Genomic DNA, 25,582 nt, shown 5'->3' on the forward strand with positions numbered 1-25,582 from the left:
GGTTCAGGGATCTCAAACACATCCAGAACCAGACACTTTCTCGTGGTTAATTCGACGATTCAATCTGACCGATTACGTCATTCGTGAAGTACCGAAAGTAGAGCTATCCAAAATTCCTTGAGATATGTTCTTCCAGAAAATGTATGGGCATTACTAATCGTAACCTGCCTAGTAGTTCTAAATATCTCTGCGGGAATAGCCGCATTTGTTTTTCTCCTAAACTTGTTCGTCGCCCAAAACGTTATAGGCACCATTACTGTTGGACTGTTTACTCTTCCTATTGTATACTCTACGGTCGTCGTTTCAGCTGTCTTATGGAGAATAAGTGAATAATTTAGATAAACTTCAAAACAAGAACATTGCCTACCTTATGTGAGTGTCTAGAGCGCTCTCTATCCGTTCGATGACCACTATCCAATCTGTCTTACCAAGGTAACACCTTTCATAATGTGGTTTGCCGCATCACAGGCACTGGAAAAGTCTTGCCGAGGTATATAATATCCCTTCCAAGGTGTGGATAAGTGCTCAATCATTCCATGTTTAGCGACAAGAACTTCATCTGTCGAATCAGATCCTCAATAGTCAGCTACTCCAACATTATACGCAGCCCCATGTTTTTATACGCTCTTTAGTTGGCTCGGGAGGAAAGAGGAGTGACATGTCCTATTCTGGATCCAGGGCAAAATAAACGTTGGGCAGACTCCATAAGCGAGACTCATAATTTATCTAGGGGACCTCTCAGAGCCCTTATGACGTGCACGTTGACACTCGGGTCGTTCTGGAACACTACCGGCGCACTCTTCCCCGGTTTTGAAGAGCGTCGCGAGTGGCCTCAGGTCATGAACGGAAATGCGCTGACTGTTTAGCGACTGATACTATTCTCACCCTTGACATTTTTTGATCGCTCGACGCGAGTGGTGCGGTCCCTTAGAAAATGTGGCCTTAGCCACACCCCTAACCGGCGACCGACCCCCCGGTGTCGATCCGCCGGCGCGAGCAGCTCGTCGAGCTGTCGATGGGCATGGGCTCGCGCCGAGATCGTCGTCGAGAGCCACCGCTCAGCCGTCGAAAACCGGTGAAAAGAGTCGCTAAATCAGGGTCAGAATAGCGTTGCCACTCACGAGGGGCCGCGTTACCGGAGAGTCTGACCCCTCCCCCACGCACCGCGAGCCGGCCGGATCTTCGGTCCGGCTTCATCGCGATAGTGGGTCTCTGCATCCTTCAGCCGCTCCGGGTCCCGCCCGGCGGCGACCCAGTACCGCTTCAGCCGGGTCACCAGCTCGGCCCAGGACTCGCCCGCGAGGTTCCCCATCCGAACGCGAAGCCGCGCCTCGCGCTCGTCGACGTGAATCCCGTTCGCTTGGCAGAACGCGATCAGCTCGTCGGTCCGCTCGTCGAGCGCCTGCCGTTCGGCGTTCTCGACCGCGTTCGCTGCTGTACCGAGTGCGTTCCGAACTCCCTCGCGAGCCGCGTTGAGCGCCTCGACGACCTGCTCGGCGACGTAGTGTGACCGGAGCGCGACCGAGCCCTGTTCGCGGACCACCATATCCTCGATTCGCCGGAGCCCACGCCGCACGCTGTCGGGGTGCCAGTCGTGTTCGTCCGCGATCTCCGCAGGCGACACCCTGCCGCCGTCGGAGACGAGCGTCTGAAGCGAATCCCACTCGACCGGCGAAAGCCCGTTGGCGAGCTGTCGAACGACCACGTTCCGCTGGTCGCTCTCGACCCGCTCCAACTGAAGCGACAGCACCCGCGATCGGTCGACCGTCTCGGCGAGAAAGTATGCGTCGGGGACGTACGTCCGCCCACGGCCGGGCCCGTCGTCATCGAGCGGCTGTGTCGGCAGGCCCGCCTCGTTGATCGTCGCGAGTACCGCCTCCTCAAGTTCGGTCGAGAGTCGATCGTGATCGGCCGGTCGAAGTGTTTCGTCCCACCGACTCGACTGATACGACGCCTCTACCTTCGGGTGTGCGAGCGGGTGGTCGTCGGGCATCGATTCGGCGTTTCGTGCGTAGTAGTGCTTCAACTCCTTCGGGATCTCGTGGTCGGGGAAGCACTCGCGGATTCGTCGCTGCCCGAGAGTCACCGTGTGATAGTAGCCCGCGCGTTCGGTGTCGTCCTGAACGATCTTCCGGTATCCCTCGCGATCGCTTTCGAGGAGATGACCCATCCGGGCGATTGGTCCCTCGCGGGCGTGGACCGGACCGGAAACGCCGCGGTGAAGCCGAACATATCGCGCGGCATCGGTGACGACCGAATAGTCCGGAGAACGGTTCGTGAAGTACATCGGATCGAGCGTCACCGCACCGGCAGCCCGCTGGATGATCGTCTCGACGCGATTGAACTCGACGTTCGCTGCTCGAACGCGAACGTTTACCGCGTCGCCCAGCTCCCACAGGGGACGGGCGGCCTTCTTGCCGCTCTTCGATTCGAGCCCATACCACCGGGGCTGGATGAGCGCCTTCACCTTCTTCTCGCCCACGTCGTCGTCGCGGACGGCGTTGAGCCGAAACTCGCGGATCGTCTCGAACTCGACGCGCGTTCCGTCCCGTGTCTCGCCGCCTTCGGGCGGGGCGAGCCCGGACTCCTGAAACGAGAGGGTGACCCGCCACGTCTCGCCGTCGAGCCGGAAGCTTCCGCGTCGGCTTCCTGTGGCATCACACAGCCGCGCCGCACCGAACCACGGCCCAAGCCCATCGGGATACACGTAGTTCGCCGAGTACTCGTGTGGGGCCGTCTCGACGGCCTTCATCGACGATCCTCCCGATCGAGGTAACAGCCGGCGCATTCGAGCCCATCACCGCGATCTCGGACAGATGGACGAGCCACTCCACAGCTCCCGCAGGTGGGGAGATTCACGCTACTCATCGACCCCTCCGGTCGGCGTCACGCTGCCAACGAAGTCGAGCGGCATCGTAGGCGTGGGCTCGTGGGCCGTGGGCGGGATCGTACAATCGGCTCGCCCGCACGAAGGGCGTCATCCGGACAGCCCTCCGTTCCACGGCTCCCCGCCGTTCCGCGCCGGGTGCGTTCGTGGGTCCGGCGTGGGAACGTCCCGACCGGCGGCACTCCCCTCACAGATACGAACCCAGGTGTCACACTCGGGACAGCGATGGGCTCGATCGTCATCGTCACCGTGGACCCGGCGGAAATCATCCGAGACGTGCGAATTACACGATAAGCAGGCTGATGCGGCCCGCTCAGCGGGAATAAGCCGGATCATCGACAGCCCCCGTACACTATACTTTTCGCAGGACGGCAAGGGGGGCCAACAAGATCTTTAACGGGCTCTCCCGAACGAAGGGGTTCAGTCCAATCTGAATTCGGGCCTTTCAGACATACGAGGATGCCGCTAACGGCGTTTCCTCTTTCGGCCACGAATCGCGTAGAATCTTGATGGGCCTTGCCGGATTTGAACCGGCGATCACTCCGTTATGAGCGGAGCGCTTTAAGCCAGACTAAGCTAAAGGCCCGTACACGTCGATACCGGCGGTTCGCCCTTTAGCATACCGGATCCGCGCGGGTCGTCCGCGGCGGATACCCGACGGTGGCGGAGTGGGGAGCGGAAAACGCGCCGAAGCCAGGACTCGAACCTGGGACCGCCTCGTTAACAGCGAGGCGCTCTACCAACTGAGCTACTTCGGCCCGTATCCCCCCGTACTCGGGTAGTTTTGATAGGGCTTTCGTTTCCACCCCGCGACACCGACACGCTTTCGGCTGAACCCCGAGAATTCCGGCCATGAGCGAACTCGAGACGGTCCTCGCACACGTCCGCGAACGGGTGATCCCCGGCGATGCGGAACGCGAGCGGCTCCGCGAGGTCGCCGACGCGCTCACCGAGGCGGCCCACGAGGCCATCGCCGACCTCCCCGTCGACGCCGACGTGGTCCAGGTGGGCTCGACCGCCCGCGGAACGTGGGTCGCCGGCGACCGTGACATCGACCTCTTCGTTCGGTTCCCGCCCGACCTCAATCGCGAGGAGCTTGAGCGCTATGGCCTCATGGTCGGCCACGCGGTCCTTCCCGACGGCCACGAGGAGTACGCCGAACACCCATACGTGAAGGGCGAACACGAGGGGTTCTCCGTCGACCTCGTGCCCTGTTATGCCGTGCCGTCGGCCGCCGACCTCATCTCCGCCGTCGACCGCACCCCGTTTCACGACGCCTACCTCCGAGAGCGACTCGACGACGACCTCGCCGAGGACGTCGTCCTCACCAAGGCCTTTTTAAAAGGGATCGGCGCGTACGGCAGCGACCTCCGCACCGAGGGGTTCTCCGGTTACCTCACGGAGCTGCTCGTCGTCGAACTCGGCGGGTTCCTCCCGCTCATCGAGTCCGCACGGAGCTGGCATCCGCCGGTCGAGTTCGACCCCGAGGGACACGCCGAGCGAACCTTCGAGGACCCGCTCGTCGTCGTCGACCCAACGGATCCCACCCGGAACGTCGCCGCCGTGCTCTCGCCGGCGAACCTCGCACGACTGCAACACTACGCACGGGACTTCCTCGAAAATCCCCGAGAAGAGCCCTTCGAACGAACGGTCCCCGAACCGCTCGACGCCGCGAGGGTCCGGGAGCATCTCACCCGGCGCGGGGCGACCCCGGTCGCCGTCGTCTTCGACGCGCCCGACCTCGTCGACGATCAACTGTGGCCACAGCTCCAACGATCGCTCGACGGCGTCGTCCGCGGGCTGAACGCGCACGGCTTCGACGTGCTGCGGGCGGAGGCGATGGTCGACGACCGGCACGACGCCGCGTTGCATGCGGCGGCGACCGTGCTCCAGGACGACGGCGGTTCCGGAACGGACGGAATTACGGATGATCCGGGGGGATCCGGAACGAGCGACGATACGCGACCCAACCGCGCCGACCGAGGGCTGGCGATGCTGTACGCCGAGTTGGCGGTGACGGAACGCCCACGTGTCGAGCGTCACGAGGGGCCGCCGCTCGCGGTCCGGAGCCACGCGGAGGGGTTTTATGCCGCCTACGCCGACGACGTCGACCCCGACACCTACGGCCCCTTCATCGAGGGGGACAGGTACGTCGTCGAGCGAGAACGTGAGTTCACGACCGTCCGCGAGTACCTCGAAAGCGACGCCGCGACCGACGTCGCGCTCGGTGCACACATCGAACGGGAGTTCCTCGATCGGGAGGTGCTCGTCGGCGACGCCGTCACGACCCTCGCGGACCGATTCGGGGTCGCACTCGCGGGGTTCTACGAGCCGCGCCCGTAGCGGGCAGGACGAGCCGGACCGTTCGGTACGTGCCTCACCTCCCCGACACGTTCGACTCAGTCGGCGAGACCGAGCCGTGAGCGCAGGTCCTCGATAATCGCCTCGGTTTTCGGGTCGGGGTCGTCATCGGGGGCGATCGGGGATCGGCCGTCGTACGTCTCGTGGACCATCGAGACGCCGTCCGCGAGCGTGTCGAGCCCGTAGCCGCCCTCCAGGACGTACGCGACCGCGGCGTCGACCCGGTCGGCGATCGACCGAACGTGATCGGTCATGAGCGCGTATCCCTCCGATGAGACCCGCATCCGCGAGATCGGGTCGTGTCGGTGCGCGTCGAACCCCGCGGAGACGATGAGGAGATCGGGGTCGAAGCGGTCGAGTGCAGGCCCGAGCACCTCATCGATTACGGCGAGGAAGTCAGGATCACCGGCACCGGCTGCAAGTGGGGCGTTCAGCGTCGTTCCCTCGCCATCGCGGGTGCCGATCTCGGAGATCGCTCCCGTCGCCGGATAGAGCCCGTCCTCGTGTATCGAGGCATAAAACACGTCGTCGCGTTTATAAAAGATGTCCTGGGTCCCGTTGCCGTGATGCACGTCCCAATCGAAGATCGCCACGCGCTCTGCGAGCCCGTCATCGAGCACCGTCTGGGCGGCGACCGCCGCGTTGTTGAAAAAGCAGAAGCCCATCGCGTCGGCGGGGACCGCATGATGGCCGGGCGGCCGACCGAGCGCGAAGGGCGTCTCCCGCCCGGTCGCGCCGGTGAGCGCCTCCCGAGCGGCCCACTGTGAGAGCCCCGCGGAGGTGAGCGCCGCGTCCCACGTGGCCTCGACGGCGACGGTGTCGGGGTCCCAGTTACCGCCCCCGTCCGCACAGAACGACTCCAATTCGTCGACGTATCCCTCGTCGTGAACCGCGACGATCGCCTCACGGTCGGCGGGGTCGCTCTCGGTGTACTCGACGCTGTGACGCCGTGCGAGCCCGCGCCGGATCGCGCGGAGCCGGTCGGCCGTCTCAGGGTGTCGTTCGCCCGTGTCGTGTGCGAGACACCGCTCGCTGTAGCCGAAGCGCATCTACCCGAAGAGCGCGAAGTACGTCTCGATGTCCTCCGCCTGTACGGTTCGTCGGTCGGCGTGTCGCGCGAGCGTCGCCGCCGCGCTCGCGACGTTGTCCGCGTAGTCCTCGAGGATGTCGGCCAAGGCGATCCGGGCGTCGACGCCGACCCGATACCGATCGTCGATCCGAAGCCGAGCGATCCGGTCGACCGGGGCGACGGGGAGCGTCAAACGGTCCCGGGCGATCACCTGCTCGACGCCGAAGTCGGACGCCATCAGCGTCTTCCGGCCATCCGCGGTCGCCCGCTCGGCCGCGTCGATGGCCAGCTCCGCGCCGTGTGTCTGGATCCGTCGAGCCAGCTCCTCGGCGGCGTCCGCGCTCACGCGGAGCTCGCCCGCGTTCCGCCGAATGATCTGATCGACCGGCGCGAACGGCAACTCGACACTCATACACACACACGCGTCCGTCCAGCGTATAACGCTTTCCGTTAGGCGCCCTCTGGACGGTCGAGGCGGGTCATCGAGTCCGTTGAGGCGCTCTCGGAAAGCCATCCCGGGCCGGGTTTGGCCGGGTGACGGCGAGGGGAGTCGACGAGGGACGGCGGGGAAGAGAACGCCGGAGAGGAGAACGCCGGGGAGGAGAACGCCGGGGAGGAGAATCGCCGACAGCCGGGTTCAGAAGACGTCGGCGGCGTGGATCGTCCCGTTCCGTTCGGGGCCACGGACGGTGACCTCCTCGCCGAGCCGGAGGGTCGCGTCCGTCTCGACCCGTTTCGTTTGCGTGCCGTCGTCGAGGATGACGGGGTCGCCGACCTGCACCACGGTCCCGGTGAACTCGACGGTGTCCGTCCCGTCAGCCGCGGTGGTCACCGCGGTCCCATCGGTGTCGCCATCGACGGTCGCAGTGGCCACGGCACCCGTTTCGGTGTCGGCTGAACTGGCATCGTCGGCGCCGCCGTTTGTTGAACCGAACGCACCGAGGCCCGTCTCGGTACCGGTGGTCGCCGAGGTGGCGCTACCGGCCGACGCCTCGGCCGAACCGTCGGTCGCCTCCGAGCTGTTCGATCCGGCCGGCGGGGAGTCGAGCACGGAGACCGTCGAGCGCCAGTTCGCGGACGCCTCGAGGTCGTCCTGCCAGCCGTCCTTGATCAGGACGTCCGCGAAGACGACGTGGTCGGCGAGGTCGATGTCGGCGTCGGCCTTCTCGCCCCACAGCGCGACGCGGATCTCGCCGGTGTCGTCTTTGATCCGGACGTTGCGGACCTGCCCCTCCGAGCCGTCATCGCGATCGAAGGTCCGTTTCGGGTCGCTCTCGATGACGCCGCCGGCGATATCGACGGTCTGGTCGATCTCCAGTTCGGCGATGGGCGTCGTCTCCGGAATGTACTCGACGTCCTCGTCGACGCGTTCGACCGTCCCACGGTCGCCGACGTGCAGTTCGAGGTCGCCGTCGCGCTCGCGGACGTAGCCGTCGCCGACCTCGACGGTCTCGCCCGCCTCGAACTTCTCGACGAGGTCGGCTTTGTCGTCCCACATCGTGACCCTGACCCGGCCGGTCTCGTCGCCGACGGTCAGATTGGCGACCCGTCCTTCCGAGCCGTCGTCACGCGAGAAGGTGCGCATGGAGCCGGTGTCGAGCACCTTGCCGACGAGGTCGACGTCGGAGGCACCGAGCGTGAGGTCCTCGACGCGATAGGTGTCGAGCACCTGCACGTCGACCTCGGCGTCCTCGTCCGGTTCGACCTTGTCGGCGCTGACCTCCAGCCCGCTGTATCCCTCCTTCGGGCGGCCCATCACCCGGAGGACCTGTCCGACCTCGAGCTCCTCCACGGCGGCGGTCGCCATCTCGTCCCAGAGCGCGACACGGACCGAGCCGGAGGCGTCGGCGATCTCGACGTTACAGACGCGGCCCTCGGCGTCCTCGCCGTCGCGTTCGAAGGTCCGGAGGTCGCCGATGGCGGTCACCTTCCCGAGGAACTTCACCTCGTTCATGCCCGGTTCGATGTCGGCGATGGTCTCGGCCTCCGCGTCCTGTAGCTCGTGGGCGATGAGCATCGCGGCCGTCTCCTCGTCCGCGAGGCCGCCCATCTGTTCGACTTTGTCCTCGACGGCCGCCCTGAACGCCTCGATGTCCACGTCGGTGTCGAGGTCCTCATAGACGTCCTCGATCACTCCCATAACTCTACCTCGTCGGTTGGCGAGCCCTCGCATAAGCGTTGTCCTTGCCCGGTTCTCGCGGGTGAATCGCGCGCTCGCCGGCGACGATGAGAGCCGTGACGACGGCGATCCGAGAGCGGTTCACTATAGGCGATCACAGGGGAGGATCGTCTCGGTTTCGGATAAAAAGGTTGCCTGCCGATCAGTTCTTCGTCTCGACGACGTAGCCGTCCGAGGAGACCGAGATGGAGGTCCGTGGGTCGGTCGACTCCGCGCCGAGATACTGCGCCGACTGGATCCCGATCGCCTCGAACGGGTAGAGGGCTCCGTCGGCCGAGGTGATTATCCGATCGAAACGACTCTCGAAGATATTCTTGATTCTCGTTCGAGTGTTTGCCATTATATTGTAGTTAGGTTCGAGTTGTGAAGTAGGTTACGGGAAGCATGTGAACACGTGGTGAGCGAACCGTCCCCACGATCGTCGGGATATGGCGAGCCGGACGCTCGGTGATGAGCGGTTTTGAAAAGGAAGGCGAGCGGTCGGCCGCTCAGTAGCCGTCGACCATCCGTTCGACGTACTTCGCGATCACGTCCACTTCCAAGTGAACGGGGTCGCCGACGTCCTTGTCCGAAAGCGTCGTCAGAGCGTAGGTCGTCGGGATGATCGCGACGTCGAACTCCCCGTCCCGGCGGTCGGCGATCGTCAACGAGATTCCATCGAGCGTGACCGACCCCTTTTGAACCAGATAGCGGCCATGACCGTCCGGGATCGAGAAGGTGAATCGCCAGTCCTCGCCGACCCGGTCGATCCCGGTCACGGTCGCGACGGTGTCGACGTGGCCCTGAACGAGGTGCCCGTCGAAGCGCCCGTCCGCGGGCATCGCCCGCTCGACGTTGACGACGTCGCCCTCGCTGACGTCGCCGAGATAGGTCCGGTCGACCGTCTCGCGCGCGAGGAACACCTCGAACCACGACGCCGGACCGGCCGCGGACAGGTCGTCCGGTCCCCCGTCGGCCGCGCTGACGGTCGCGTTTCCGTGCCGCTCGACGGTGAGACAGACGCCACTGACGCTTATCGACTGGCCGTGTGTCAGGGCATCGAATCCCAGTCCCGCAACGTCGATACGGAGCCTCAGTCCGTCGTCCGTCTCGGTTCGCTCGGAGACGACGCCGGTTCCCTCGACGATACCGGTGAACATACCCGAACCGGGGGGCGGCCGACACAAAGCCTTCCGGGTTCGGGATCGGGGTCGCGGCACGCCTTGCGGACGGCACCGACCCGAGGACGTATCCACGCGGAGACCGAACCGGCGAGCATGCGGATCGTGTGTGCGGGGGCCGCGGGCGGCATCGGTCGGCGGGCGGTGAGCCGATTCCTCGACGCCGGTCACGAGGTCGTGGCGCTCGATCGCGACGCGGACGGGCTCGATTCCCTGCGTGAGTCGGTCGATCACACGGAGGCGCTGGAGGCGACGGTCGTCGACCTGACGAACGAGGAGCATGCCGCCGCGGCCGTGGAGGGAGTCGCGGCGGACGCCGTCGTGAGCTGTGTGGGGTGGTATTCCCTCGGCGCGGTGGAGGACTGCTCGCCCGAGCGGCTGCGTGAACACCTCGAGGCGAACCTAGTCGCCGTCCACGCCGTCGTCCAGCCCCTGTTGTCGACGCTCCGGGCTCGGTCGGGCCGGGTCGTCATCGTCGGATCGATGGCCGGAAGCGTGCCGCTCCCGTTTCACGGCGGGTACAGCGCCGCGAAGGCGGGACTCGCCGCGTACGCAACGACGCTCAGACGCGAACTCCGGGCTCACGACGTCGATGTCGTGCTCATCGAACCGGGGCCGACGAGAACGGGATTCAACGAGCGGGCGGCGACCGCGTTGCGTGAGGCGATCGGGACGAACGACGGGGATCGGGAACCACGCCGGCCGGACGGATCGCCGTATACGGACGTCTATCGGGCCTTCGAGTCGTACGCACCGGAGTCGGTTCCACCGGAGACGGTCACGACGCGAGTGGTGACCGCGACGACGACGCGCCGACCGAGGGCCCGCTACCGCGTCGGGGCACGGGCGCGGTGGCTGCCACGGGTCGGCGCGATCCTTCCGACCGGAGCCTTCGACCGGCTCGTCCGGTCGGGAATGCCCGACGGGAGACTCGGTCGATGGATCGACAGACGGCGATAAGCGGGGCGAGAGGCGAACCGGCCCGACCGTGAGCCAGCGGATCGATCAGTCCCGATACGCGTCGAGGACCTCCCGATACCGGTTGCGGATGGTGACCTCGCTCACGTCTGCCGCCTCGGCGACGTCCGATTGGGTGATGGTCACGTCCTCGATCGTCGCCGCCGCGTACAGCGCCGCCGCCGCGATCCCGACGGGATGGCGGCCGCTATGGACGCCCGCATCCGTCGCCGCCCGGACCAGTTCGCGTGCGCGCCGGGTGACGGCATCGGAGCAGTCGAGCGCCGAGGCGAATCGGCCGACGTACTCGTTCGGGTCGGTCGGCGGGACCTTGAGCGACAGTTCGCGGTTGATGTAGCGGTAGGTGCGCTCGATCTCGAGGGCGTCGATCCGGCTTACGGTCGCGACCTCGTCGATGCTGCGGGCGATCCCGTCGAGCCGCGTCGCCGCATACAGCGCCGCCGCGGCGACCCCCTCTATCGACCGACCGGGAAGCAACCCCTGGTCCAGCGCGCGGCGATAGATGACCGAGGCGGTCTCGCGCGTCGAACGTGGGACACCGAGTCCGGAAGCCATGCGATCGATCTCCCCGAGCGCGTACTTCAGGTTCCGATCCTCTGCATCCTGAGTGCGAAATCGCTCGTGCCACGTGCGGAGCCGGCGCATCTCGGCGCGTCGCTCCGCCGAGAGGACTCGACCGGCCGCGTCGCGGTCGCGCCAGTCGATGTCCGTCGAGAGCCCACGGTCGTGGATGAGCTCGGTCGCCGGCGCGCCGACGCGGGAGCGCTCCGTGCGCTGTGAGTCGTCGTAGGCCCGCCACTCCGGACCGTGATCGACCCGGTCTGCGTCGACGACCAGCCCGCACTCCGCACAGTGGAGCTCCGCCGCCTCCTCGGCGACGACGAGTCCGCCGTCACACTCGGGGCAGCGCTCGCCGGCGGCCGCGCGGGTCGTGGAGGTTTCACTCGTCCCGCCCGTGCGATCGCGCTCCCGAATCCGTGACGGACCGCTCTCGGCGGTCACCGCGTTTCACCCCGGAGTCGTTCGGTGCCCGCCCGTGGCGACACGGGGTCGGATGGGTGCAGCCACACCATGTTGCATCCCTACTCCGCTCAGATTGATAAATTTTTTTGATTTCTGAACAGGTGTTTTTGGCTTTTTAGTAACTGTTTTTGGTTTCGTTCGGAAGCGCGCGGGGACCCCTCCTCGAAACGACATCGATCGGGACACGGAGCGTCCGGACGACCCGGTTCGGCCACGGGGTTATCCGAACGCGTTCCCTCGTGATGATATGGACGAGACGACGGCCACGAGGAAGACGATGGATCCACGGGATCGTGCCATACACGCCCTGGCTGCCGAACGCCACGATGTCGCCGCCGAAGCGTACACCACCGCGGCGCGAGCCATCCTCGCCGGACACGGCCCGGCCGGGCTCGGGGCGTACGAAGCGGTCGAACGGTCACGGGCGGGATGGGCGCTCGCGGCGTTCGCGACCGCGGCGGTCTGTCACCGGATCGCCGGAGCCGAGACGCGGGCGGACGCGCCCGTCGCCGAGGGGATCGTCGTCGCCGGCGAACTCCGCGATCACGTGCTCGAGACGCCCGTCGAACGGGCGGTCTGCAACGAGTTCGTCGGCGATCTTCGGGCCGTCATCGACGACGGCGAACGGGCGGAGGCGGCCTACGATCGAGCCGTACGGGCGTACGACTCCCTCGACCTCGACGCACCCGCCGCGGAGACCGGACGGCCGTTCCTCCAGGCCGGCACGGAGCTGTGCACGCACCTCTCACGGCCCGACGACCTCTCCTGGGACGATCTCCACGGCGGGGGCGGCCCAGATGCGCTGACCCGACGGGTCGCGGTTAAACGGTCACGGATGCAAGCCCTCGCTCGGGCGCGCGTGTCGAACGGAAAGCTCCACGCGCCGCGGGGATCCACGGAGTATCGGACCGGTCGGTTCATCTGTCCGGCGTGTGGGTCGGACGACGTCAACTACGTGGCGAACACGACGCTCTGTCTGCGGTGTTCGACGCCGACGGAGCCGAACTGAGTGGACGCGCGTACACATCGAACGGCGATGTCGGGCACAAACGACGACGATACCGTTAACAGCCCCCCGGTGTATAAATAGGGCGAATGATGTCGGAGGAGAACCCACGCGACGGGATACGCTATCTCTCCGGGTCGCCGGCGCGGGTCGCGATCCTGCGAACGATCCGTCGGGAGCCGCGCCGACCGGCGGCGATCACCGACGAGATCGAAGCGACGCGGACGACGGTCCAACGCGTCCTCGCGGGGTTTCGTGAGCGACGCTGGGTGGTTACACGCGAAGGCGACTATCACATGACGCCCGCCGGCGAGCGTGTCCACGACGCCTATGAATCGTTACTGGAGGAGGTCGAACTGGCCGACCGGGTGGGGCGGTTCGCCGCCGACCTCGAGCGTGCGGACGCCGGCTTCCCGGCCGAGGGACTCACATGTGGCGAACTCACGGTCGCGGACGGCCGCGACCCGCTCGCTGCGGTCGACCGGGTCGTCGAGATCATCCGCGAGGCGGCTGGTGAGGAGGTACAGGCCATCTCACCCATCGTCACGCGCCGATACAACGAGGCCGCAGCCGGTACCCTCGATCACGGGGCACGGATCCGGCTCGTGATCGACAAGGAGGTCATGGCGGCGTCGGTCGCGGAGTTCACCTCGGCGACCGAACGTGCGCTGGAGGACGAGGACGCGACGGTCCTCGTCGCCGCGGAGCCGGTCGAGTACGGGCTCTTCACACGCGGCGATCACGTCTGTGTCGTCACACACGACGACCGAAACAGTCCACGGTGTGTCTTCGAGTCCCGCGATCCGATAGTCCGTACGTGGGCCGAGGAGCGATTCGAACGATACTGTGACGGGGCGAAACCGCTCACCGAGGTCATCGACGGGATGACTGAAAACCGATCATCGACGATGTGACCCAAAAGCGACCATCAGCGACTCGCCGACGACATCGACGACCGATCGAGGCGTTCCCTCGGCGCCGACCGCCTCAGCGCGACTCGTCCTCCTCCTTCGAACCGGGGGTCTCGCGCGGGTCGAAGTTGGTCGGGACGACGGTTGGATGGGCGATACCGAACGAGCTGGAGCGTGCGGCCATAACGGGAGAAAGGAGGCGCTCCACCATCTAAAAATTACCCATGTGCATAATGCATGGCCGGAGCCGCGGGGTATGCATCGAGGACATATCCATGAGCGGGACGCATCCACGCGGTCGGCGGAACTCCCCGGACGAATGTTCGGGGCGTGAGCGTGGAGGTTCGTCATCGTCCGTCATCGGTCGGGACGCGCGAGGAACGGTCCACGGTCGGGGGCAAGTTCGAGGGCGGCCGATGCGCGACGGCGTCAGCCGAAGTGTTCGGCGTACAGGTCCTGTGCGTGACGAATAGCGTCCTTGGCGGCGGCTTTGTCCTCCCAGCCCAGCGTCTCGACCTCCTTGCCCGCCTCGAGGTTTTTATACGTCGAAAAGAACTCGTCGATCTCCGCACGGGTCTGATCGGGGATATCCGCAAGGTCCTCGATATGATCGAATCGGGGGTCCTCTATCGGGACCGCGATCACCTTGTCGTCCTGTTCGCCGTCGTCGTCCATCCGCATCAACGCGACGGGACGCGCCTCGATGACACAGCCGGGGAACGTCCGATCCTCGACCAACACCATCACGTCGAAGGGGTCGCCGTCGTCGTAATACGAGCGCGGAATGAAGCCGTAATCGGCCGGATAATGGACGTTCGAGTGAAGCACCCGGTCGAGGACGACCGCGGGAATGTCCTTGTCGTATTCGTATTTGTTGCGATCGCCTTTGAGACACTCGACGACGGCGTAGATCTCCTCGGGTGCGTTCGGTCCCGTCTCGAGGTCCTCCCAGAGGTTCGTCATATGTGTTCCCGTCCGGTCAAGGTCATCAAAGCCCTTTCGGGTCGCAGTTCGAGGATGAACGAGGGTCGAATCGGCGTCACAGCGGTGCGTCAGTTGGTCGGGAGCAAACCAGACGGATATCAGCGTGACTCCCGCGGACCCGCCCCGACTTCCCGCAGCGCATGTTGCAGGGATGGGTGAGAGTCGCACAATTATGAATCATCGACGGAGGTTTCCCAAAAGTAACGATTTTTCGATTGATACGACAACGTTCCGAAATATCCATGATCCGGATCGGCAGGTTCGTCAGCTGAATTTTCGACACACTGCGCGTGTTCGAACGTCTCGTCACCGTTTGTCAGCAGGGATAACGAATCAAATCGTGACGATTCTTGAGAAACGTTATATGTCCGGGTGACATTTCAGCAGCTATGTCAGAGGCACAAGCTGTCACCGAGGCGTCGACTGCGGCCCGTGATTTGACCGCGTTCCAGCAAAATATCCTCGCGATCCTCGCCGAAGAGCCCATGTACGGGCTGGCGATCAAGCGCGAACTCGAGGCATACTACGACGCCGAGGTAAACCACGGCCGGCTCTATCCAAACCTGGATGATCTCGTCGAGATGGGCTTCGTCGAGAAGAGCGAACTCGACAAGCGGACGAACCAGTACGAGCTGACCGCCGACGGGTATGACGTCGTCCTTGGCCGGCTGGAGTGGGTTCTCAAGCGCTTCGTGACCGACGATGACCGCGCGAACGACGTGCGCGAGATCGTCGACCGACAGGCGTAAGCGGACGGCCACATCCGGCGTATCGAGACGCGATCGGTTCTGTCACACGGCGCGGCGCTCGCCGCGCATTCACATCGTCGACAGCGGCCGCACCGGCTCACTCGGTTTCCGGACTGGTCGCCCCGTCCGTATCCGATGGATCGCCGAGCGCGGGCGTTCCATCCCTATCGACCACCGCGTCCACGTCGATATCGGCCGTCACGTCGGCCACGTCGATATCGGCCGTCACGTCGGCCACGTCGACATCGGCCGTCACGTCCGCTATCAGCGCGAGCGACTCCTCGACGACCTCGAGTTGTGTCTCGGTCGGCCAGCCGTTGCGTGGGAGATACTCCTCACGGAACTCCGCGCGGGTCGCCGGCGTCGCCTCGTCGACGGGGCGGACGTAGTGGCTGCTCATGAACGTCGCGAACCGGCGGGCGTTCTCGGCGTGCGCCCTCGCCACGGCCGGGTCCGCGTTGGCGATCGGGTCGAGATCCGCAAGCGACTCCACCGGCGCGAGCGATCCCGCATCCTCGCCCGCTCCCTCCGCGAGCGAACGATCCCCGTCGACGGCCTCGGCGACCGCCGCGGCAACGACGGCCGCGATCGCGTCGTTGTACGCCGCCACCTCCCGATAGCGGTCCGCGTCGCCGGGGCCCGACAGCGACACCTCGACGGCCCGATCGGTGTCTTCGACCCGGTCCAACTGGACGGTGCCGCCCTCGACCCACTCGGACGGATACAACACCAGGGTATCGTCCTCCTCACGGAGCCGTGGCGTGTAGTCGTACTCCTCGACGAGTGCGTCACGACGGTCACGGTAGCTTCGAGCCGCGGCCGGATCGGTCGCCTCCCGGGCGAGGCGGGTGAGCCGTTCCGCCTCCTCGACCGCCTCATCCGGGAGGTGTCCCTCCGACGCCGTGTCGGCGGGCGTGTCCGCCGCTTCGTCGCCGTGTTCCGGGTCCGTCCGTTCCGCCGCCATGATCTCCCGGGCCTTTCGTTTCGCCCACTCCGGTGGTTCCTCATCGGGTCGCATCGTCGAGTGCCTCGTTCGCCAACTCGTCGGCGCGTGCGTTTATTTCCCGCGGAACGTGCACCAGCGACCAGCGATCGAACCGGTCCAACAGCTCGTGGACGCGGACCCGACGCTCCCGGAGGCCGGGGTCGTTGACGTTCCACTCCCCGCGGACCTGTTTGACGATCAGCTCCGAGTCGCCACGGACGTCCACCTCCTCGAATCCGTAGTCGACGGCCGCCTCCAGCGCGCGGATCAGCGCCGCGTACTCCGCACGATTGTTCGTCGTCGACTCGATCCGCTCGCCGCCCTCCGCGACGATGCCGTCGCTCGTGACGAGACACCAGCCGACGGCGGCCGGGCCGGGATTGCCACGGCTCGCCCCGTCGAAGTAGACGTGCGCGCGGCCGCCGCCCCCCTGAAGCAACCCGACGAGCCGGGTCGGATCCCGGCCTTGAACGACGACCTTCCCGTCGTACGCGACCGCGACCGCCCCCTCACGGCGCGCCCGCCAGCGTTCGTGGTCGGTGTTCCCGGGCTCGATCTCGACGCCCGCAGCCGCTAATCGTTCGCGGGCGACCGTCGGGTCACAGGGTATCGTCGGCATCAGTCGATCTCCGGGCTCATTGGGCCGACTCCGGCTCCCCGGTCGGATCCGGCTCCGGTTCGGTCACGTACGCGCGGAGGTCATCAGGGGAGACCGAGTGGCCCGCTCGGGTGAAGAAGTTCGCGACGTTCACACAGTCGCGTTCGAGGAACTCGCCCGCGTTCGGGTGATGAACCGTCACCGCCTGCCCCAGGTCGATGACGACGAGCTCGCCGTCGTGGATGATCATGTTGTACTCCGAGAGGTCGCCGTGGATCAGCCCCGCCCGGTAGAGCCGGCGCATGTACTCGCGGACGACGCCGTAAGCGGTTTCGGGGTTCTCCACGGTCACCTCCGAGAGCCGCCTCGCGCGGTCATCGGCGTGGCCGACGAGTTCCATCACGAGGACGTTCCGCTGGACGGCGATCGGTTCGGGGACGCGCACGCCCGCCTTGCGGGCACGGCTGAGGTTGGCGAACTCCTTTTTCGTCCACGCGAGGACGACGGCCTTCTTGTCGCTCGCGATCCCTTCGAACCGGGGATCACCCTCCAGGTAGTCGCGCATCTGCCGGAAGTTCGAGGAGTTGATCCGATACACCTTGACGGCGACCTCGCGGTCGGGGTGGCCCGGTGCGTCGTCGGCCGTGCGCGCCCCCGATTCGGGCCGTTCACCCGCCCGCCCGCCGAGCGCCTCGAACACGCTGGCCTCCTTGCCCGTCGACACCGGACCGCCGAACGCGTCGACGTAGCCGTCCTGCACGAGTTTATAAATGGCCGCGAGCGTCGCGTCGTCGAAGACCGACTCCTGGAGTTTGAACTGCTCCGTGTCCTTGATCCGCTTGCGGAACTCGTCGAACTCCCGGTCCTGCCGGCGGGCGATGCGGTCGGCGGCCGTATCGGAGACGTCGAGTTCCTCCCACTCGTCACCGGGGTTCTCGTCCGGTTCGAGCAATCCAAACTCCTCGCTCATTCATTCGAATGTCGGCGTCCCGCCGTATAAGCGGGATGGTCGGTCGACGAATCGGACGGACCGGACGATGGTCCGGACCGATCGGACGGCAGCCTGAAAGGATCGGCCGACGCGTTCACTTTCGCTTTCGGGCTCGTTTTTAACAGGTGTCGGGTCGATTTCCCGGGTATGAGCCAATCCACGTTCGACGACGAGGACCTGTTCGGCGAGGCGGCCGCGGAGACGCGTGCGGAGGTCGAAGAGCACCTCGCGGCCGCCCGCGAGGAGTTGCCGGCGGCCGCCGACGTCTGGGAGACCGACGCGGACAACGTCCTCGGCGTACTCAACGGACTGAAATCGGCGCTAACCGTCGGCGACGCGGTGGATCACGTCCGATCGGCGAAGAAGGCGTACGTCCTCGGCGAGCGCGCGGACGCCTTCGAGGACGCAGACGACCTCAAAGCCGAGATCGAGACGCTGGAGTCGCTCGTGACCGACATCGAGGCGGCCGCGACGGAGGTCGGCTCGCTCACCGGCACCATTCCGGCGATCCGCGGGGCGCTGCAAGACGCGGCCGACGAGGAGTAAGTCGGCTCAACGGAAGCGACAGGGACGGATCAACGAACGCACACGGGTCAACCTCAGTCGGAGGCGACGCCGAGCCGTGAGCGATCCCCGGTGCCGCCGGTGAGCGCGCTCGCGAGCGCTCCCTTCACCACGACGTCGTCGCCGAGGTCGGTGAGTCGGATCTCGGGGACGTTGATAAAGACCATCTCGGCGAGCTTCTCGCGGACGGGATCGAGGACGCGCTCGGGGTTGTTGAGCGCGACCGCGCCACCGACGCTGACGACGAGGGGCGCGTACGCGTGGATGACGTTCGCGATCCCCATCGCGTTCCAGTGGGCGACCTGCGCGATGACGTGATCGGCGAAGATGTCCTCGCCGGCCGCCGCGAAGACGTCGACGGCGGTGAAATCGGGGTCCTCGATCGGGAGGACGGTCTCGACGGGGTCCTCCTCGTGGAGCTCGCGGGCGTATTTCGGGATGTTGTTGCCCGAGCAGTACGCCTCCCAGTGGCCGTCGTGGCCACAGCCACAGGTCATAAACCCGTGTGGGTCGACGGTCATGTGGCCGACCTCGCCGGCGTTGCCGTCCCAGCCCGAGAGCACGTTGCCGTCGACGGCGACGCCCGCGCCGATCCCCGAGGAGATGGTGAGATACACCATGTCGTCGGGGTTGCGCTCGCTGTGGAACCGCTCGCCGATCACCCCGGCGTTGGTGTCGTTGTGGAGGTAGACCTCATCGGTGTCGAGCAGTTCCGAAACCGGCCCCGTCAGCGGGATCCGTTCGACGACGTCCGGGAGGTTCGCCGGGCGCTGGACGACGCCGGCGGCCAGATCCAACGGGCCGATGGAACCGATCCCGGCGGCGACCACCTCGCTCGGGTCGACGCTCGCCTCCCGGCAGGCGGTACGGACGACCGTCAGGACGGCTTCCGTGACCGCGATGCCGTTCGGACCGCGGGGGGTGCGGCGTGCGTCGGACCCGAGAATGGTGCCGGCGTCGTCGCCGACGACCGCCCGGACGTTCGTCGCGCCGAGGTCGACGCCCACGTAGTACATCGATCCGATCCGCGTCCCCATCTCACTTAAACGGGCCGCTTCGTGGGATCGGCCGTCGTGGGCGGCATCGAAAATGCTCGGCTCCAGCCCCTCACTCCGTGTCCGAACGGACGAACGTGACCGGACACGGGGCGGTCAACATCACGTCCTGGGCGACGCTGCCGAAGACCGCCTTGCCGGTCGGCGACCGGTTTCGGCCGCCGACGAGGATCCGGTCGGCCTCGATATCCTCGGCGACCGCGACGATCCCGTCGGCATGGTCGCCGACCGCGCCGCGGATCTCGTGGTCGACGTCGGCCGCCGACAACGCCTTGGAGACGGTTCGCGTCGTGGTGTGGCGTTTCGCGACCGCATCCGGGCTCGACTCCTCGCTTGCGGCGTCCACCGCGAGGACCTCCCGAACCTCGTCGAACTCGTCCTCGGTGAACACGTGGAGGAGGGTGACCGCGGCGTCGACGGGGGCCGCGACGTCGATGGCCTCCTCGGTGAGCTGTGCCGTCCGGTTTTCGTCCTCGGTGTCGACGGCGATGAGGACCGTTTCGATGCCGGTCGATTCGGTTCGTCGTTGCGTCGCTGTCTGGCTCATACCTGTTCGTTGGCGTCCGAGAGGGATAAGCCCGTCGAATTTTTTACTCGGCCGTGAATAAAAGTTACAGACAGCGGAGTAAAGCCGTGAGCACCCGTTTTTCGTCACGTCACCGCACGAAAGAGGAACGACGGCACCGCCGAGAGGACGATCCGTCGCGTGCGCCGCTGGGGACACGGGGGACGGGATCCACTCACGCCGTGACCGATCAGGAATTCATGTCCTCGTCGGTGAGATCGACGTAGGTCCGGCGGACCGTCACCGTCGTCACGTCGGCGAGGTCGGCGACGTCGCCCTGGGTGATGTCGGCGTCGAACTCCCGACCGGCCGTATAGAGACAACCGGCGGCGACCCCCGCGGGATTGCGGCCGTTCGCGATCCCCTCCTCGACGGCCCGGTCGGCGAGTTCACGCGCACGGCGCTCCACGAGCGGGTCACAATCGAGCGCGGAGGCGAACCGCGGGAGGTAGGCGGCCGGTGGCGTCGGCCCGAGCGGAAGCCCCAGTTCGCGGTTCATCGCGTCGAACGCCGCCTCGTGTTCGTTCACGGTCGCTTTCGCCTCGGCACAGACCTCCGCGACCGTTCGGGGGACGTCGGCGGTTCGGCAGGCGACGTAGACGCATGCACAGGCGAATCCCTCGATCGACCGCCCGCGGAGGAGCCGCTCCGACTGGGCGGAATCGAACAGCGCACAGGCCATATCACGAATGCTGTCCGGCAGCTCCAACGCGCCCGTCAATCGCCGGATCTCGGTGTACGCATACACCTTGTTGCGGTCGCGCTTCGAGGAGATACGCGCGCGATTGTGCTGGGTTCGCATCCGGGCGAGCCGACGGCGCTTCCGCCCCTTGATGCGGGTCGAGCGGCCGATCTCCGTCGAGAGCCCGCGATCGTGGCGCGAGCGTGTGAGCGGCGCGCCGGTCCGCTCGGGGGCCGTCGCGTCGTCGGCGAACGATCGCCACTCCGGTCCGTAGTCGATCCGGTCGGCCTCGACGACGAGCCCGCAGTCGTCACAGACCGTCTCCGCGTTCAGCATCCGCGTGCGTCCGCCGCACTCCGGGCAGGTCTCCTCGGGAACGGATCGGGCATCCGTCGTTCGCTCCGTCTCGACGGAGTCTCGAGTCCCGGCGGGGCGAGCCGTCTGCGAGCCGTACGACCGAACGCGAGTCGAGCGTGCCTCACTCATCACACCTGAACCTCGGTCCCGATGCCTTACTTAAACCCCGGTGGATCCGGGGCCGATCGGCGTTCTCGGGGATCGATAACTAATCGGTTACCGGTAGGTGACCGTGCCGAATACCCGCGTGCCGTCCAATGGTTTTAAGCCATCAGGTCGAAGAGTCGAGGTATGACGCTGTCCGATATCGCCGAAGGGCTGGAGGTCGTCGCCCGCCAGCGCGATCGGGGCGTCGCCGTCGCGGACGACACCGGGACGCCGCTCGCCGAACGGCTCCGCGAACACGCGGACGGGCTCCCCTGCACCCCGGAGGCGACGGCGACGCTCGTCGAGGCGTACACCGCCGGTCGAAGCGTCGGCGACGCCGCCGACGGGGCCGGGATCACCCCGATGACGGCCGCCAAGGCGTTACATCGCTGTGGCGTCGCCGGGGTCACCCCGTTCGCGCCGACGCGACGCGGGATCGTCCGCGACTGGCTCGACGGACGACTCCCACGAAGCGAGGCGGTCGAGTTGACCGGCGGCGACGAGGCGGACTTCGCGCTCGCGACCTACGTGGAGACACACGATCCGATCCCCGCGGTCGAGCGCGCGGTCGACGCATATCTCGCCGGAGGCGGGCCGCTCGGCAGGGGTCTCGGAAGCGGGTCGCGCGGGACGGGCGGCCTCGGAAGCGGGGCACTCGGGACGGGCGGCCTCGGAAGCGGGGCACTCGGGACGGCCGACCTCGGGGATGCGCTGGGGACGCCCGAGGACCTCCGCTGAGTGCCACCCGGCAAACGACAGAGAACGGTTCAGCGAAGCCGAGAGAGCAGTCCCTCCTCCTCGAAGTCGATCCCGAGCGTCGTTCCGAACAGGTCCGCATACGCCGACGCGATCGCCTGTGTATAGGCGCTATCACCCGTCGCGGCGGTCGGTGCGGCCGCGATCGCCGGATCCGTCGCGGGGATGACCACGTCCGCATCGCGCTCCTCGTCGGGATCGGCGAGCGCGCCGCCGGTTCCCGTCACGGCGATCGTCGCGTCGACGGACGCCCCCACGTCCTGAATACGACCGCGAAGTCGCTGGAGGGCGTCGCGTCCGTGTGGGCTCGCGGGGCGGACCGCGATCACCCGATCGACCGTCGTGACCGCGGCGATGGCCTCGTTCGAGGCGACCGGGGAGACGTCGACGATCACGGCATCAGCGCCACTTGCGGCCTCCGCGATCCGCCGCTCGAACGCCTGCGCCGCCTCGGCGGTCCGCGCGCGGGCGACCCGCTCGAACGGCGCATGGGCGGGAACGACGTTCAGCCGGGCGGGCGAATCGACGTCGGCGATCCCCGACGGCGAGTAGGCCGCGGCCGTCAGCGCGTCGTCGGTGCGGTCCGTCACGAGCGCCGTGAGATCCGTGCTGATCCGCCCCTCGACGTATTCGCCGAGCCCCTGGGTGACGAAGTCGCCGTCGAGGACGGTCACGTCCCGGCCGTCACGGACGCCGATCGTCGCCAACTCGATCGCGGTGCGTGTCGTCCCCGCGCCGCCGGTCGCCCCGACGAGCGCGAGCGTCGTCGCCGTCATACCCGTCGCTTCCCGCGGTTTCGTATTTAACCGCTCCGGAGCGTGCCGGAGACGGATGGGTGGACCGACCGTTCGAGTTACTCCGCGATCGCCGCCGCGATCCCGTCCAACTCGTCGTCCGAGAGATCGGGATGCTCGCCGGCGACCGCGTGGATCGGCCCCCCGCCGTCGCCATCGAACCGCGGGATCAGGTGGACGTGGACGTGCGGCACCTCCTGACCGGCCGCCTCGCCGTCGTTGATGCCGACGGTGGCGGCGTCGGCGTCGACGGCCGCCTGAACGCGTGGGGTGAGCGTCGACACGGCGTCGAAGAGCGCACGCGAGCGCTCGGGATCGAGGTCGCCGACGTGTTGGGCGTGGTCCTTCGGGATGACGAGGGTGTGCCCGCGGGCGAGCGGGTTCGCGTCCAAAAAGGCGAGCACCTCGTCGGTCTCATACACCGTTCGCGCCGGGATGTCGCCGGCGACGATCGCACAGAAGATGCAGTCGTCGGTCATGCTCGGATTCTCGGCCGCGTGCCGCATGAAGGTTTCCCGGGCCGAGACACGTCACCCGCGGTGGCGCCGCCGAGGGTTAGCGGTAGATCAACACCGGTACTGGAGAGCGTCGGGCGACCTTCTCGGCAACGCTCCCCATGAGGACGCGAGCGACCCCGTCGCGGCCGTGACTCCCGATCACGACCAGATCGTATTCGCCCTCGCCGGCCTCTTTGACGATGAGTCGATCCGGCCGCCCACGACCACGGGCGGTTTCGACGGTTGCACCGAGTTCGGTGGCACGCTCGCTCGCCGTCGAAAGGACCTCCTCGGCATGAGTCATCGCCGCTTCCTCGTCCGGAATGTTCCCAGTGATCCCCGAAAGCGCGCCGATGTCCCCCTGACCCGACTCGATGACGTGATACAGTGTTATCGCCGCATCGGGGTACATGGCGATCGCGTACTCCAGCGCCTCCATCGACCGACTTGAGCCGTCCACCGGGACTAACACGCGTTCTGTCATGGTTGCAGGTCGTGTGGCAACTGCTATAGTCGTTGTCCCGACGAGGCACGTGCCGTTGACATTTCGACCCCGATCGGCCGTGAGACGTATCGATCCGATCGGCGTATCGGGATATCGGTGGATGGATCGTCGGAATGGAGCGACAGGTTTATTTCGATATGCATTGCCGATCCAGCCAGACCGGTGTCCGCGTGAACCGGAGTGGGCGGGCACCCGGAGAAGCAAGCAATGACGGACACCGAGGCCCGACAGGAAGGAAGAACCGACGGGGGAGCGGTCTCCCGCGAGGAGGCGTCGTTCGTGGAATACGGGATCGATGACCGGCCGCCGCTGGGCCAGTCGGTGTTTTTGGGTCTCCAGCACTACCTCACGATGATCGGCGCGAACGTGGCGATCCCGCTCATTCTCGCCGGAGCGATGGAGATGCCGCCCGCGGAGACGGCCCGGCTCGTCGGGACGTTCTTCGTCGTCTCCGGGGTCGCCACCCTCCTCCAGACGACGGTCGGGAACCGCTATCCGATCGTCCAGGGCGGGACGTTCGCGTTGCTCGCACCCGCGCTCGCGATCATCGCCACGATGGGCGCCGGCTGGGAGGCGACGATCCTCGAACTGCAGGGGGCGGTCATCGTCGCCGCGCTCGTGCAGGTCCTGCTCGGGTACGTCGGCGCGCTTGGCCGGCTCAAACAGTACCTCTCGCCGGTCGTCATCGCGCCCGTCATCGTGCTGATCGGGCTCTCGTTGATCGGCGTCGACGACGTGACCACCCCCGATCAGAACTGGTGGCTGCTCGGGCTCACCCTGTTCCTGATCGTGGCGTTCTCACAGTACCTCGACCAGTACAGCCGGTACGCCCGGCTATTCCCCGTGCTTTTGGGGATCACGATCGCCTGGCTCGTCGCCGCCGTCCTCTCGGTGACGGGCGTCTACGGCCCCGAGACGCTGGGATACGTCGACACCGCGGTCATCGCCGGCGCGCCGGCCGTGCAGGTGATCACCCCGTTGCAGTGGGGGATGCCGCAGTTTACGGCCGCGTTCATCGTCGGCATCTTCGCCGGCGTGGTCGCTTCGATGATCGAAAGCGTCGGCGACTACTTCGCGGTCGCCCGCATCGCCGGCGTCGGCGCACCGAGCGAGAAGCGGATCAACCACGGGATCGGGATGGAGGGCGTCGGCAACGTCTTCGCCGGGATCATGGGCACCGGCAACGGCTCCACCTCCTACGGCGAGAACATCGGCGCGATCGGGATCACCGGCGTCGCCTCGCGGTACGTCGTCCAGATCGGCGCGGTCGCCATGCTGATCGTCGGGTTCATCGGCTACTTCGGCGCGCTCATCACGACCATTCCCGGGCCCATCGTCGGCGCGCTCTACATCGTGATGTTCGGCCAGATCGCGGCCGTCGGGCTCGCGAACCTCAAATACGTCGACCTCGACGCCTCACGGAACGTCTTCATCATCGGCATCGCGCTCTTCGTCGGCCTCGCGATCCCCGAGTACATGGCCAACGTCGGCGAGGCCGCCGCGTTCCGCGAGATCGCCGCCGGGGCGGCGGTCGTCGGACCCGTGCTCGGCCAGCAGATCGTCGCCGACACGATCTTCGTCATCGGCTCGACGACGATGGCCGTCGGCGGGATCGTCGCCTTCGTCCTCGACAACACGATCAGGGGCACCAGAGCGGAACGCGGCCTCGAACAGTGGGAGCAGCTCGCGGAGGGCGAAGACGAGTTCGTCACCGCCTTCGAGCGGTTCCGCTCCCGCGGGGAGGAGACGCCCGCGAGGGGCGCCGATTGAGCGGGTCGA

At 66.5% G+C, this 25,582-nt stretch carries 26 protein-coding genes and 2 tRNA genes; 8 read left to right on the forward strand and 20 right to left on the reverse strand.

Annotation, left to right across the window (positions count from 1 at the left end):
* Positions 1 to 1,132 precede the first annotated feature (1,132 nt).
* The 4 genes from CHB65_RS13620 to CHB65_RS13635 form a co-directional block, all read right to left on the reverse strand.
* The gene (locus CHB65_RS13620) at positions 1,133 to 2,752 is read right to left on the reverse strand and encodes a DUF7845 domain-containing protein (RefSeq protein ID WP_089385607.1); all 1,620 of its coding nucleotides are present in this window, start codon (positions 2,750 to 2,752) and stop codon (positions 1,133 to 1,135) included.
* A gap of 225 nt (positions 2,753 to 2,977) precedes the next feature.
* Positions 2,978 to 3,223: a DUF7563 family protein gene (locus CHB65_RS18080; RefSeq protein WP_089385608.1), complete on the reverse strand. Its 246-nt coding sequence runs from the start codon at positions 3,221 to 3,223 to the stop codon at positions 2,978 to 2,980.
* Positions 3,224 to 3,397: 174 nt separating this feature from the next.
* Positions 3,398 to 3,473, reverse strand: a tRNA-Ile gene (locus CHB65_RS13630).
* 99 nt (positions 3,474 to 3,572) lie between these two features.
* A tRNA-Asn gene (locus CHB65_RS13635) sits at positions 3,573 to 3,645 on the reverse strand.
* 94 nt (positions 3,646 to 3,739) lie between these two features.
* On the opposite strand from CHB65_RS13635, the gene cca reads away from it, so the two are divergent.
* Positions 3,740 to 5,230: a CCA tRNA nucleotidyltransferase gene (gene cca / locus CHB65_RS13640; protein ID WP_089385609.1), complete on the forward strand. Its 1,491-nt coding sequence runs from the start codon at positions 3,740 to 3,742 to the stop codon at positions 5,228 to 5,230.
* Positions 5,231 to 5,286: 56 nt separating this feature from the next.
* Here the strand turns inward: cca and CHB65_RS13645 are convergent, their stop codons facing one another.
* The 5 genes from CHB65_RS13645 to CHB65_RS13665 form a co-directional block, all read right to left on the reverse strand.
* Positions 5,287 to 6,297 (reverse strand): histone deacetylase family protein, encoded by a 1,011-nt coding sequence (locus CHB65_RS13645; RefSeq protein WP_089385610.1) that lies wholly within the window; start codon positions 6,295 to 6,297, stop codon positions 5,287 to 5,289.
* Positions 6,298 to 6,729 carry a histone gene (locus CHB65_RS13650; RefSeq protein WP_089385611.1) on the reverse strand — a complete coding sequence of 144 codons (432 nt, stop codon included), beginning with the start codon at positions 6,727 to 6,729 and terminating at the stop codon, positions 6,298 to 6,300. It lies immediately after the preceding gene.
* A 225-nt stretch (positions 6,730 to 6,954) separates the two neighbouring features.
* On the reverse strand, positions 6,955 to 8,457 hold the full coding sequence (locus CHB65_RS13655; protein WP_179213670.1) for a single-stranded DNA binding protein: 1,503 nt from the start codon (positions 8,455 to 8,457) through the stop codon (positions 6,955 to 6,957).
* A 181-nt stretch (positions 8,458 to 8,638) separates the two neighbouring features.
* A complete protein-coding gene (locus CHB65_RS13660) occupies positions 8,639 to 8,836 on the reverse strand; it encodes a hypothetical protein (RefSeq protein WP_089385613.1) in 198 nt (65 codons plus the stop codon).
* A gap of 148 nt (positions 8,837 to 8,984) precedes the next feature.
* A complete protein-coding gene (locus CHB65_RS13665) occupies positions 8,985 to 9,635 on the reverse strand; it encodes a riboflavin synthase (protein ID WP_089385614.1) in 651 nt (216 codons plus the stop codon).
* 117 nt (positions 9,636 to 9,752) lie between these two features.
* Here CHB65_RS13665 and CHB65_RS13670 point away from each other — a divergent pair, with 117 nt between their 5' ends.
* On the forward strand, positions 9,753 to 10,616 hold the full coding sequence (locus tag CHB65_RS13670) for an SDR family NAD(P)-dependent oxidoreductase (protein WP_089385615.1): 864 nt from the start codon (positions 9,753 to 9,755) through the stop codon (positions 10,614 to 10,616).
* Positions 10,617 to 10,661: 45 nt separating this feature from the next.
* On the opposite strand, the gene CHB65_RS13675 is transcribed toward CHB65_RS13670, so the two are convergent.
* Positions 10,662 to 11,636, reverse strand: coding sequence for a transcription initiation factor IIB (locus CHB65_RS13675; RefSeq protein ID WP_218818952.1), 975 nt, complete (start codon positions 11,634 to 11,636; stop codon positions 10,662 to 10,664).
* 268 nt (positions 11,637 to 11,904) lie between these two features.
* On the opposite strand from CHB65_RS13675, the gene CHB65_RS13680 reads away from it, so the two are divergent.
* Positions 11,905 to 12,666, forward strand: coding sequence for a hypothetical protein (locus CHB65_RS13680; protein ID WP_089385616.1), 762 nt, complete (start codon positions 11,905 to 11,907; stop codon positions 12,664 to 12,666).
* Between the two features lie 89 nt (positions 12,667 to 12,755).
* Positions 12,756 to 13,577 carry a helix-turn-helix transcriptional regulator gene (locus tag CHB65_RS13685; protein WP_089385646.1) on the forward strand — a complete coding sequence of 274 codons (822 nt, stop codon included), beginning with the start codon at positions 12,756 to 12,758 and terminating at the stop codon, positions 13,575 to 13,577.
* A 426-nt stretch (positions 13,578 to 14,003) separates the two neighbouring features.
* On the opposite strand, the gene CHB65_RS13690 is transcribed toward CHB65_RS13685, so the two are convergent.
* Entirely contained in the window at positions 14,004 to 14,537 is a 534-nt protein-coding gene (locus tag CHB65_RS13690) for an inorganic diphosphatase (protein ID WP_089385617.1), read from the reverse strand.
* 410 nt (positions 14,538 to 14,947) lie between these two features.
* Between CHB65_RS13690 and CHB65_RS13695 the strand changes: the two genes are divergently transcribed.
* A complete protein-coding gene (locus CHB65_RS13695; RefSeq protein WP_089385618.1) occupies positions 14,948 to 15,307 on the forward strand; it encodes a PadR family transcriptional regulator in 360 nt (119 codons plus the stop codon).
* A 97-nt stretch (positions 15,308 to 15,404) separates the two neighbouring features.
* Here the strand turns inward: CHB65_RS13695 and CHB65_RS18015 are convergent, their stop codons facing one another.
* From CHB65_RS18015 to rio1, 3 genes are read right to left on the reverse strand one after another with little or no spacing between them, the layout of a single operon-like run.
* Positions 15,405 to 16,325: a DUF7108 domain-containing protein gene (locus CHB65_RS18015; protein WP_394335418.1), complete on the reverse strand. Its 921-nt coding sequence runs from the start codon at positions 16,323 to 16,325 to the stop codon at positions 15,405 to 15,407.
* A complete protein-coding gene (gene rnhA, locus CHB65_RS13705) occupies positions 16,312 to 16,911 on the reverse strand; it encodes a ribonuclease HI (protein ID WP_089385619.1) in 600 nt (199 codons plus the stop codon). The genes CHB65_RS18015 and rnhA overlap by 14 nt, the downstream gene beginning before the upstream one ends.
* Positions 16,912 to 16,927: 16 nt before the next feature.
* Complete coding sequence (gene rio1, locus CHB65_RS13710) at positions 16,928 to 17,860, reverse strand: serine/threonine-protein kinase Rio1 (protein ID WP_089385620.1); 933 nt, start codon at positions 17,858 to 17,860, stop codon at positions 16,928 to 16,930.
* 168 nt (positions 17,861 to 18,028) lie between these two features.
* On the opposite strand from rio1, the gene CHB65_RS13715 reads away from it, so the two are divergent.
* Positions 18,029 to 18,427, forward strand: a complete 399-nt coding sequence (locus CHB65_RS13715; protein WP_089385621.1) for a DUF5790 family protein — start codon at positions 18,029 to 18,031, stop codon at positions 18,425 to 18,427.
* A gap of 53 nt (positions 18,428 to 18,480) precedes the next feature.
* Here CHB65_RS13715 and CHB65_RS13720 read toward each other — a convergent pair whose 3' ends face one another.
* The 3 genes from CHB65_RS13720 to CHB65_RS13730 form a co-directional block, all read right to left on the reverse strand.
* The gene (locus tag CHB65_RS13720) at positions 18,481 to 19,461 is read right to left on the reverse strand and encodes an ROK family protein (RefSeq protein ID WP_089385647.1); all 981 of its coding nucleotides are present in this window, start codon (positions 19,459 to 19,461) and stop codon (positions 18,481 to 18,483) included.
* 91 nt (positions 19,462 to 19,552) lie between these two features.
* Complete coding sequence (locus CHB65_RS13725; RefSeq protein WP_089385622.1) at positions 19,553 to 20,047, reverse strand: universal stress protein; 495 nt, start codon at positions 20,045 to 20,047, stop codon at positions 19,553 to 19,555.
* Between the two features lie 208 nt (positions 20,048 to 20,255).
* Positions 20,256 to 21,233, reverse strand: a complete 978-nt coding sequence (locus CHB65_RS13730) for a transcription initiation factor IIB (protein ID WP_089385623.1) — start codon at positions 21,231 to 21,233, stop codon at positions 20,256 to 20,258.
* Positions 21,234 to 21,395: 162 nt separating this feature from the next.
* Between CHB65_RS13730 and CHB65_RS13735 the strand changes: the two genes are divergently transcribed.
* Positions 21,396 to 21,989, forward strand: a complete 594-nt coding sequence (locus CHB65_RS13735) for a DUF7858 family protein (protein ID WP_245809986.1) — start codon at positions 21,396 to 21,398, stop codon at positions 21,987 to 21,989.
* Positions 21,990 to 22,018: 29 nt separating this feature from the next.
* Here CHB65_RS13735 and CHB65_RS13740 read toward each other — a convergent pair whose 3' ends face one another.
* From CHB65_RS13740 to CHB65_RS13750, 3 genes are all read right to left on the reverse strand, one after another.
* Entirely contained in the window at positions 22,019 to 22,783 is a 765-nt protein-coding gene (locus tag CHB65_RS13740) for a ParA family protein (RefSeq protein ID WP_089385624.1), read from the reverse strand.
* Positions 22,784 to 22,860: 77 nt separating this feature from the next.
* Positions 22,861 to 23,280: an HIT family protein gene (locus tag CHB65_RS13745; RefSeq protein ID WP_089385625.1), complete on the reverse strand. Its 420-nt coding sequence runs from the start codon at positions 23,278 to 23,280 to the stop codon at positions 22,861 to 22,863.
* A gap of 76 nt (positions 23,281 to 23,356) precedes the next feature.
* On the reverse strand, positions 23,357 to 23,782 hold the full coding sequence (locus CHB65_RS13750) for a universal stress protein (RefSeq protein ID WP_089385626.1): 426 nt from the start codon (positions 23,780 to 23,782) through the stop codon (positions 23,357 to 23,359).
* Between the two features lie 228 nt (positions 23,783 to 24,010).
* On the opposite strand from CHB65_RS13750, the gene CHB65_RS13755 reads away from it, so the two are divergent.
* On the forward strand, positions 24,011 to 25,573 hold the full coding sequence (locus CHB65_RS13755) for a uracil-xanthine permease family protein (protein WP_089385627.1): 1,563 nt from the start codon (positions 24,011 to 24,013) through the stop codon (positions 25,571 to 25,573).
* Positions 25,574 to 25,582: the final 9 nt, after the last annotated feature.

The sequence above is a fragment of the Halorubrum vacuolatum genome, from assembly GCF_900188065.1.
GTDB classification, from domain to species: domain Archaea; phylum Halobacteriota; class Halobacteria; order Halobacteriales; family Haloferacaceae; genus Halorubrum; species Halorubrum vacuolatum.

Excerpts from the sequence above, each read along its gene's own strand:
- CHB65_RS13645 (WP_089385610.1), bottom strand. The coding sequence starts at position 6,297 with ATGCGCTTCGGCTACAGCGAGCGGTGTCTCGCACACGACACGGGCGAA.
- CHB65_RS13660 (WP_089385613.1), bottom strand. The coding sequence starts at position 8,836 with ATGGCAAACACTCGAACGAGAATCAAGAATATCTTCGAGAGTCGTTTC.
- CHB65_RS13730 (WP_089385623.1), bottom strand. The coding sequence starts at position 21,233 with ATGAGTGAGGCACGCTCGACTCGCGTTCGGTCGTACGGCTCGCAGACG.
- CHB65_RS13720 (WP_089385647.1), bottom strand. The coding sequence starts at position 19,461 with ATGTACTACGTGGGCGTCGACCTCGGCGCGACGAACGTCCGGGCGGTC.
- CHB65_RS13620 (WP_089385607.1), bottom strand. The coding sequence starts at position 2,752 with ATGAAGGCCGTCGAGACGGCCCCACACGAGTACTCGGCGAACTACGTG.
- CHB65_RS13735 (WP_245809986.1), top strand. The coding sequence starts at position 21,396 with ATGACGCTGTCCGATATCGCCGAAGGGCTGGAGGTCGTCGCCCGCCAG.
- CHB65_RS18080 (WP_089385608.1), bottom strand. The coding sequence starts at position 3,223 with ATGATCCGGCTTATTCCCGCTGAGCGGGCCGCATCAGCCTGCTTATCG.
- CHB65_RS18015 (WP_394335418.1), bottom strand. The coding sequence starts at position 16,325 with ATGCGACCCGATGAGGAACCACCGGAGTGGGCGAAACGAAAGGCCCGG.
- cca (WP_089385609.1), top strand. The coding sequence starts at position 3,740 with ATGAGCGAACTCGAGACGGTCCTCGCACACGTCCGCGAACGGGTGATC.
- CHB65_RS13690 (WP_089385617.1), bottom strand. The coding sequence starts at position 14,537 with ATGACGAACCTCTGGGAGGACCTCGAGACGGGACCGAACGCACCCGAG.
- CHB65_RS13755 (WP_089385627.1), top strand. The coding sequence starts at position 24,011 with ATGACGGACACCGAGGCCCGACAGGAAGGAAGAACCGACGGGGGAGCG.
- CHB65_RS13665 (WP_089385614.1), bottom strand. The coding sequence starts at position 9,635 with ATGTTCACCGGTATCGTCGAGGGAACCGGCGTCGTCTCCGAGCGAACC.
- CHB65_RS13750 (WP_089385626.1), bottom strand. The coding sequence starts at position 23,782 with ATGACAGAACGCGTGTTAGTCCCGGTGGACGGCTCAAGTCGGTCGATG.
- CHB65_RS13745 (WP_089385625.1), bottom strand. The coding sequence starts at position 23,280 with ATGACCGACGACTGCATCTTCTGTGCGATCGTCGCCGGCGACATCCCG.
- CHB65_RS13685 (WP_089385646.1), top strand. The coding sequence starts at position 12,756 with ATGTCGGAGGAGAACCCACGCGACGGGATACGCTATCTCTCCGGGTCG.
- rio1 (WP_089385620.1), bottom strand. The coding sequence starts at position 17,860 with ATGAGCGAGGAGTTTGGATTGCTCGAACCGGACGAGAACCCCGGTGAC.
- CHB65_RS13670 (WP_089385615.1), top strand. The coding sequence starts at position 9,753 with ATGCGGATCGTGTGTGCGGGGGCCGCGGGCGGCATCGGTCGGCGGGCG.
- rnhA (WP_089385619.1), bottom strand. The coding sequence starts at position 16,911 with ATGCCGACGATACCCTGTGACCCGACGGTCGCCCGCGAACGATTAGCG.
- CHB65_RS13650 (WP_089385611.1), bottom strand. The coding sequence starts at position 6,729 with ATGAGTGTCGAGTTGCCGTTCGCGCCGGTCGATCAGATCATTCGGCGG.
- CHB65_RS13725 (WP_089385622.1), bottom strand. The coding sequence starts at position 20,047 with ATGAGCCAGACAGCGACGCAACGACGAACCGAATCGACCGGCATCGAA.
- CHB65_RS13655 (WP_179213670.1), bottom strand. The coding sequence starts at position 8,457 with ATGGGAGTGATCGAGGACGTCTATGAGGACCTCGACACCGACGTGGAC.
- CHB65_RS13715 (WP_089385621.1), top strand. The coding sequence starts at position 18,029 with ATGAGCCAATCCACGTTCGACGACGAGGACCTGTTCGGCGAGGCGGCC.
- CHB65_RS13680 (WP_089385616.1), top strand. The coding sequence starts at position 11,905 with ATGGACGAGACGACGGCCACGAGGAAGACGATGGATCCACGGGATCGT.
- CHB65_RS13740 (WP_089385624.1), bottom strand. The coding sequence starts at position 22,783 with ATGACGGCGACGACGCTCGCGCTCGTCGGGGCGACCGGCGGCGCGGGG.
- CHB65_RS13695 (WP_089385618.1), top strand. The coding sequence starts at position 14,948 with ATGTCAGAGGCACAAGCTGTCACCGAGGCGTCGACTGCGGCCCGTGAT.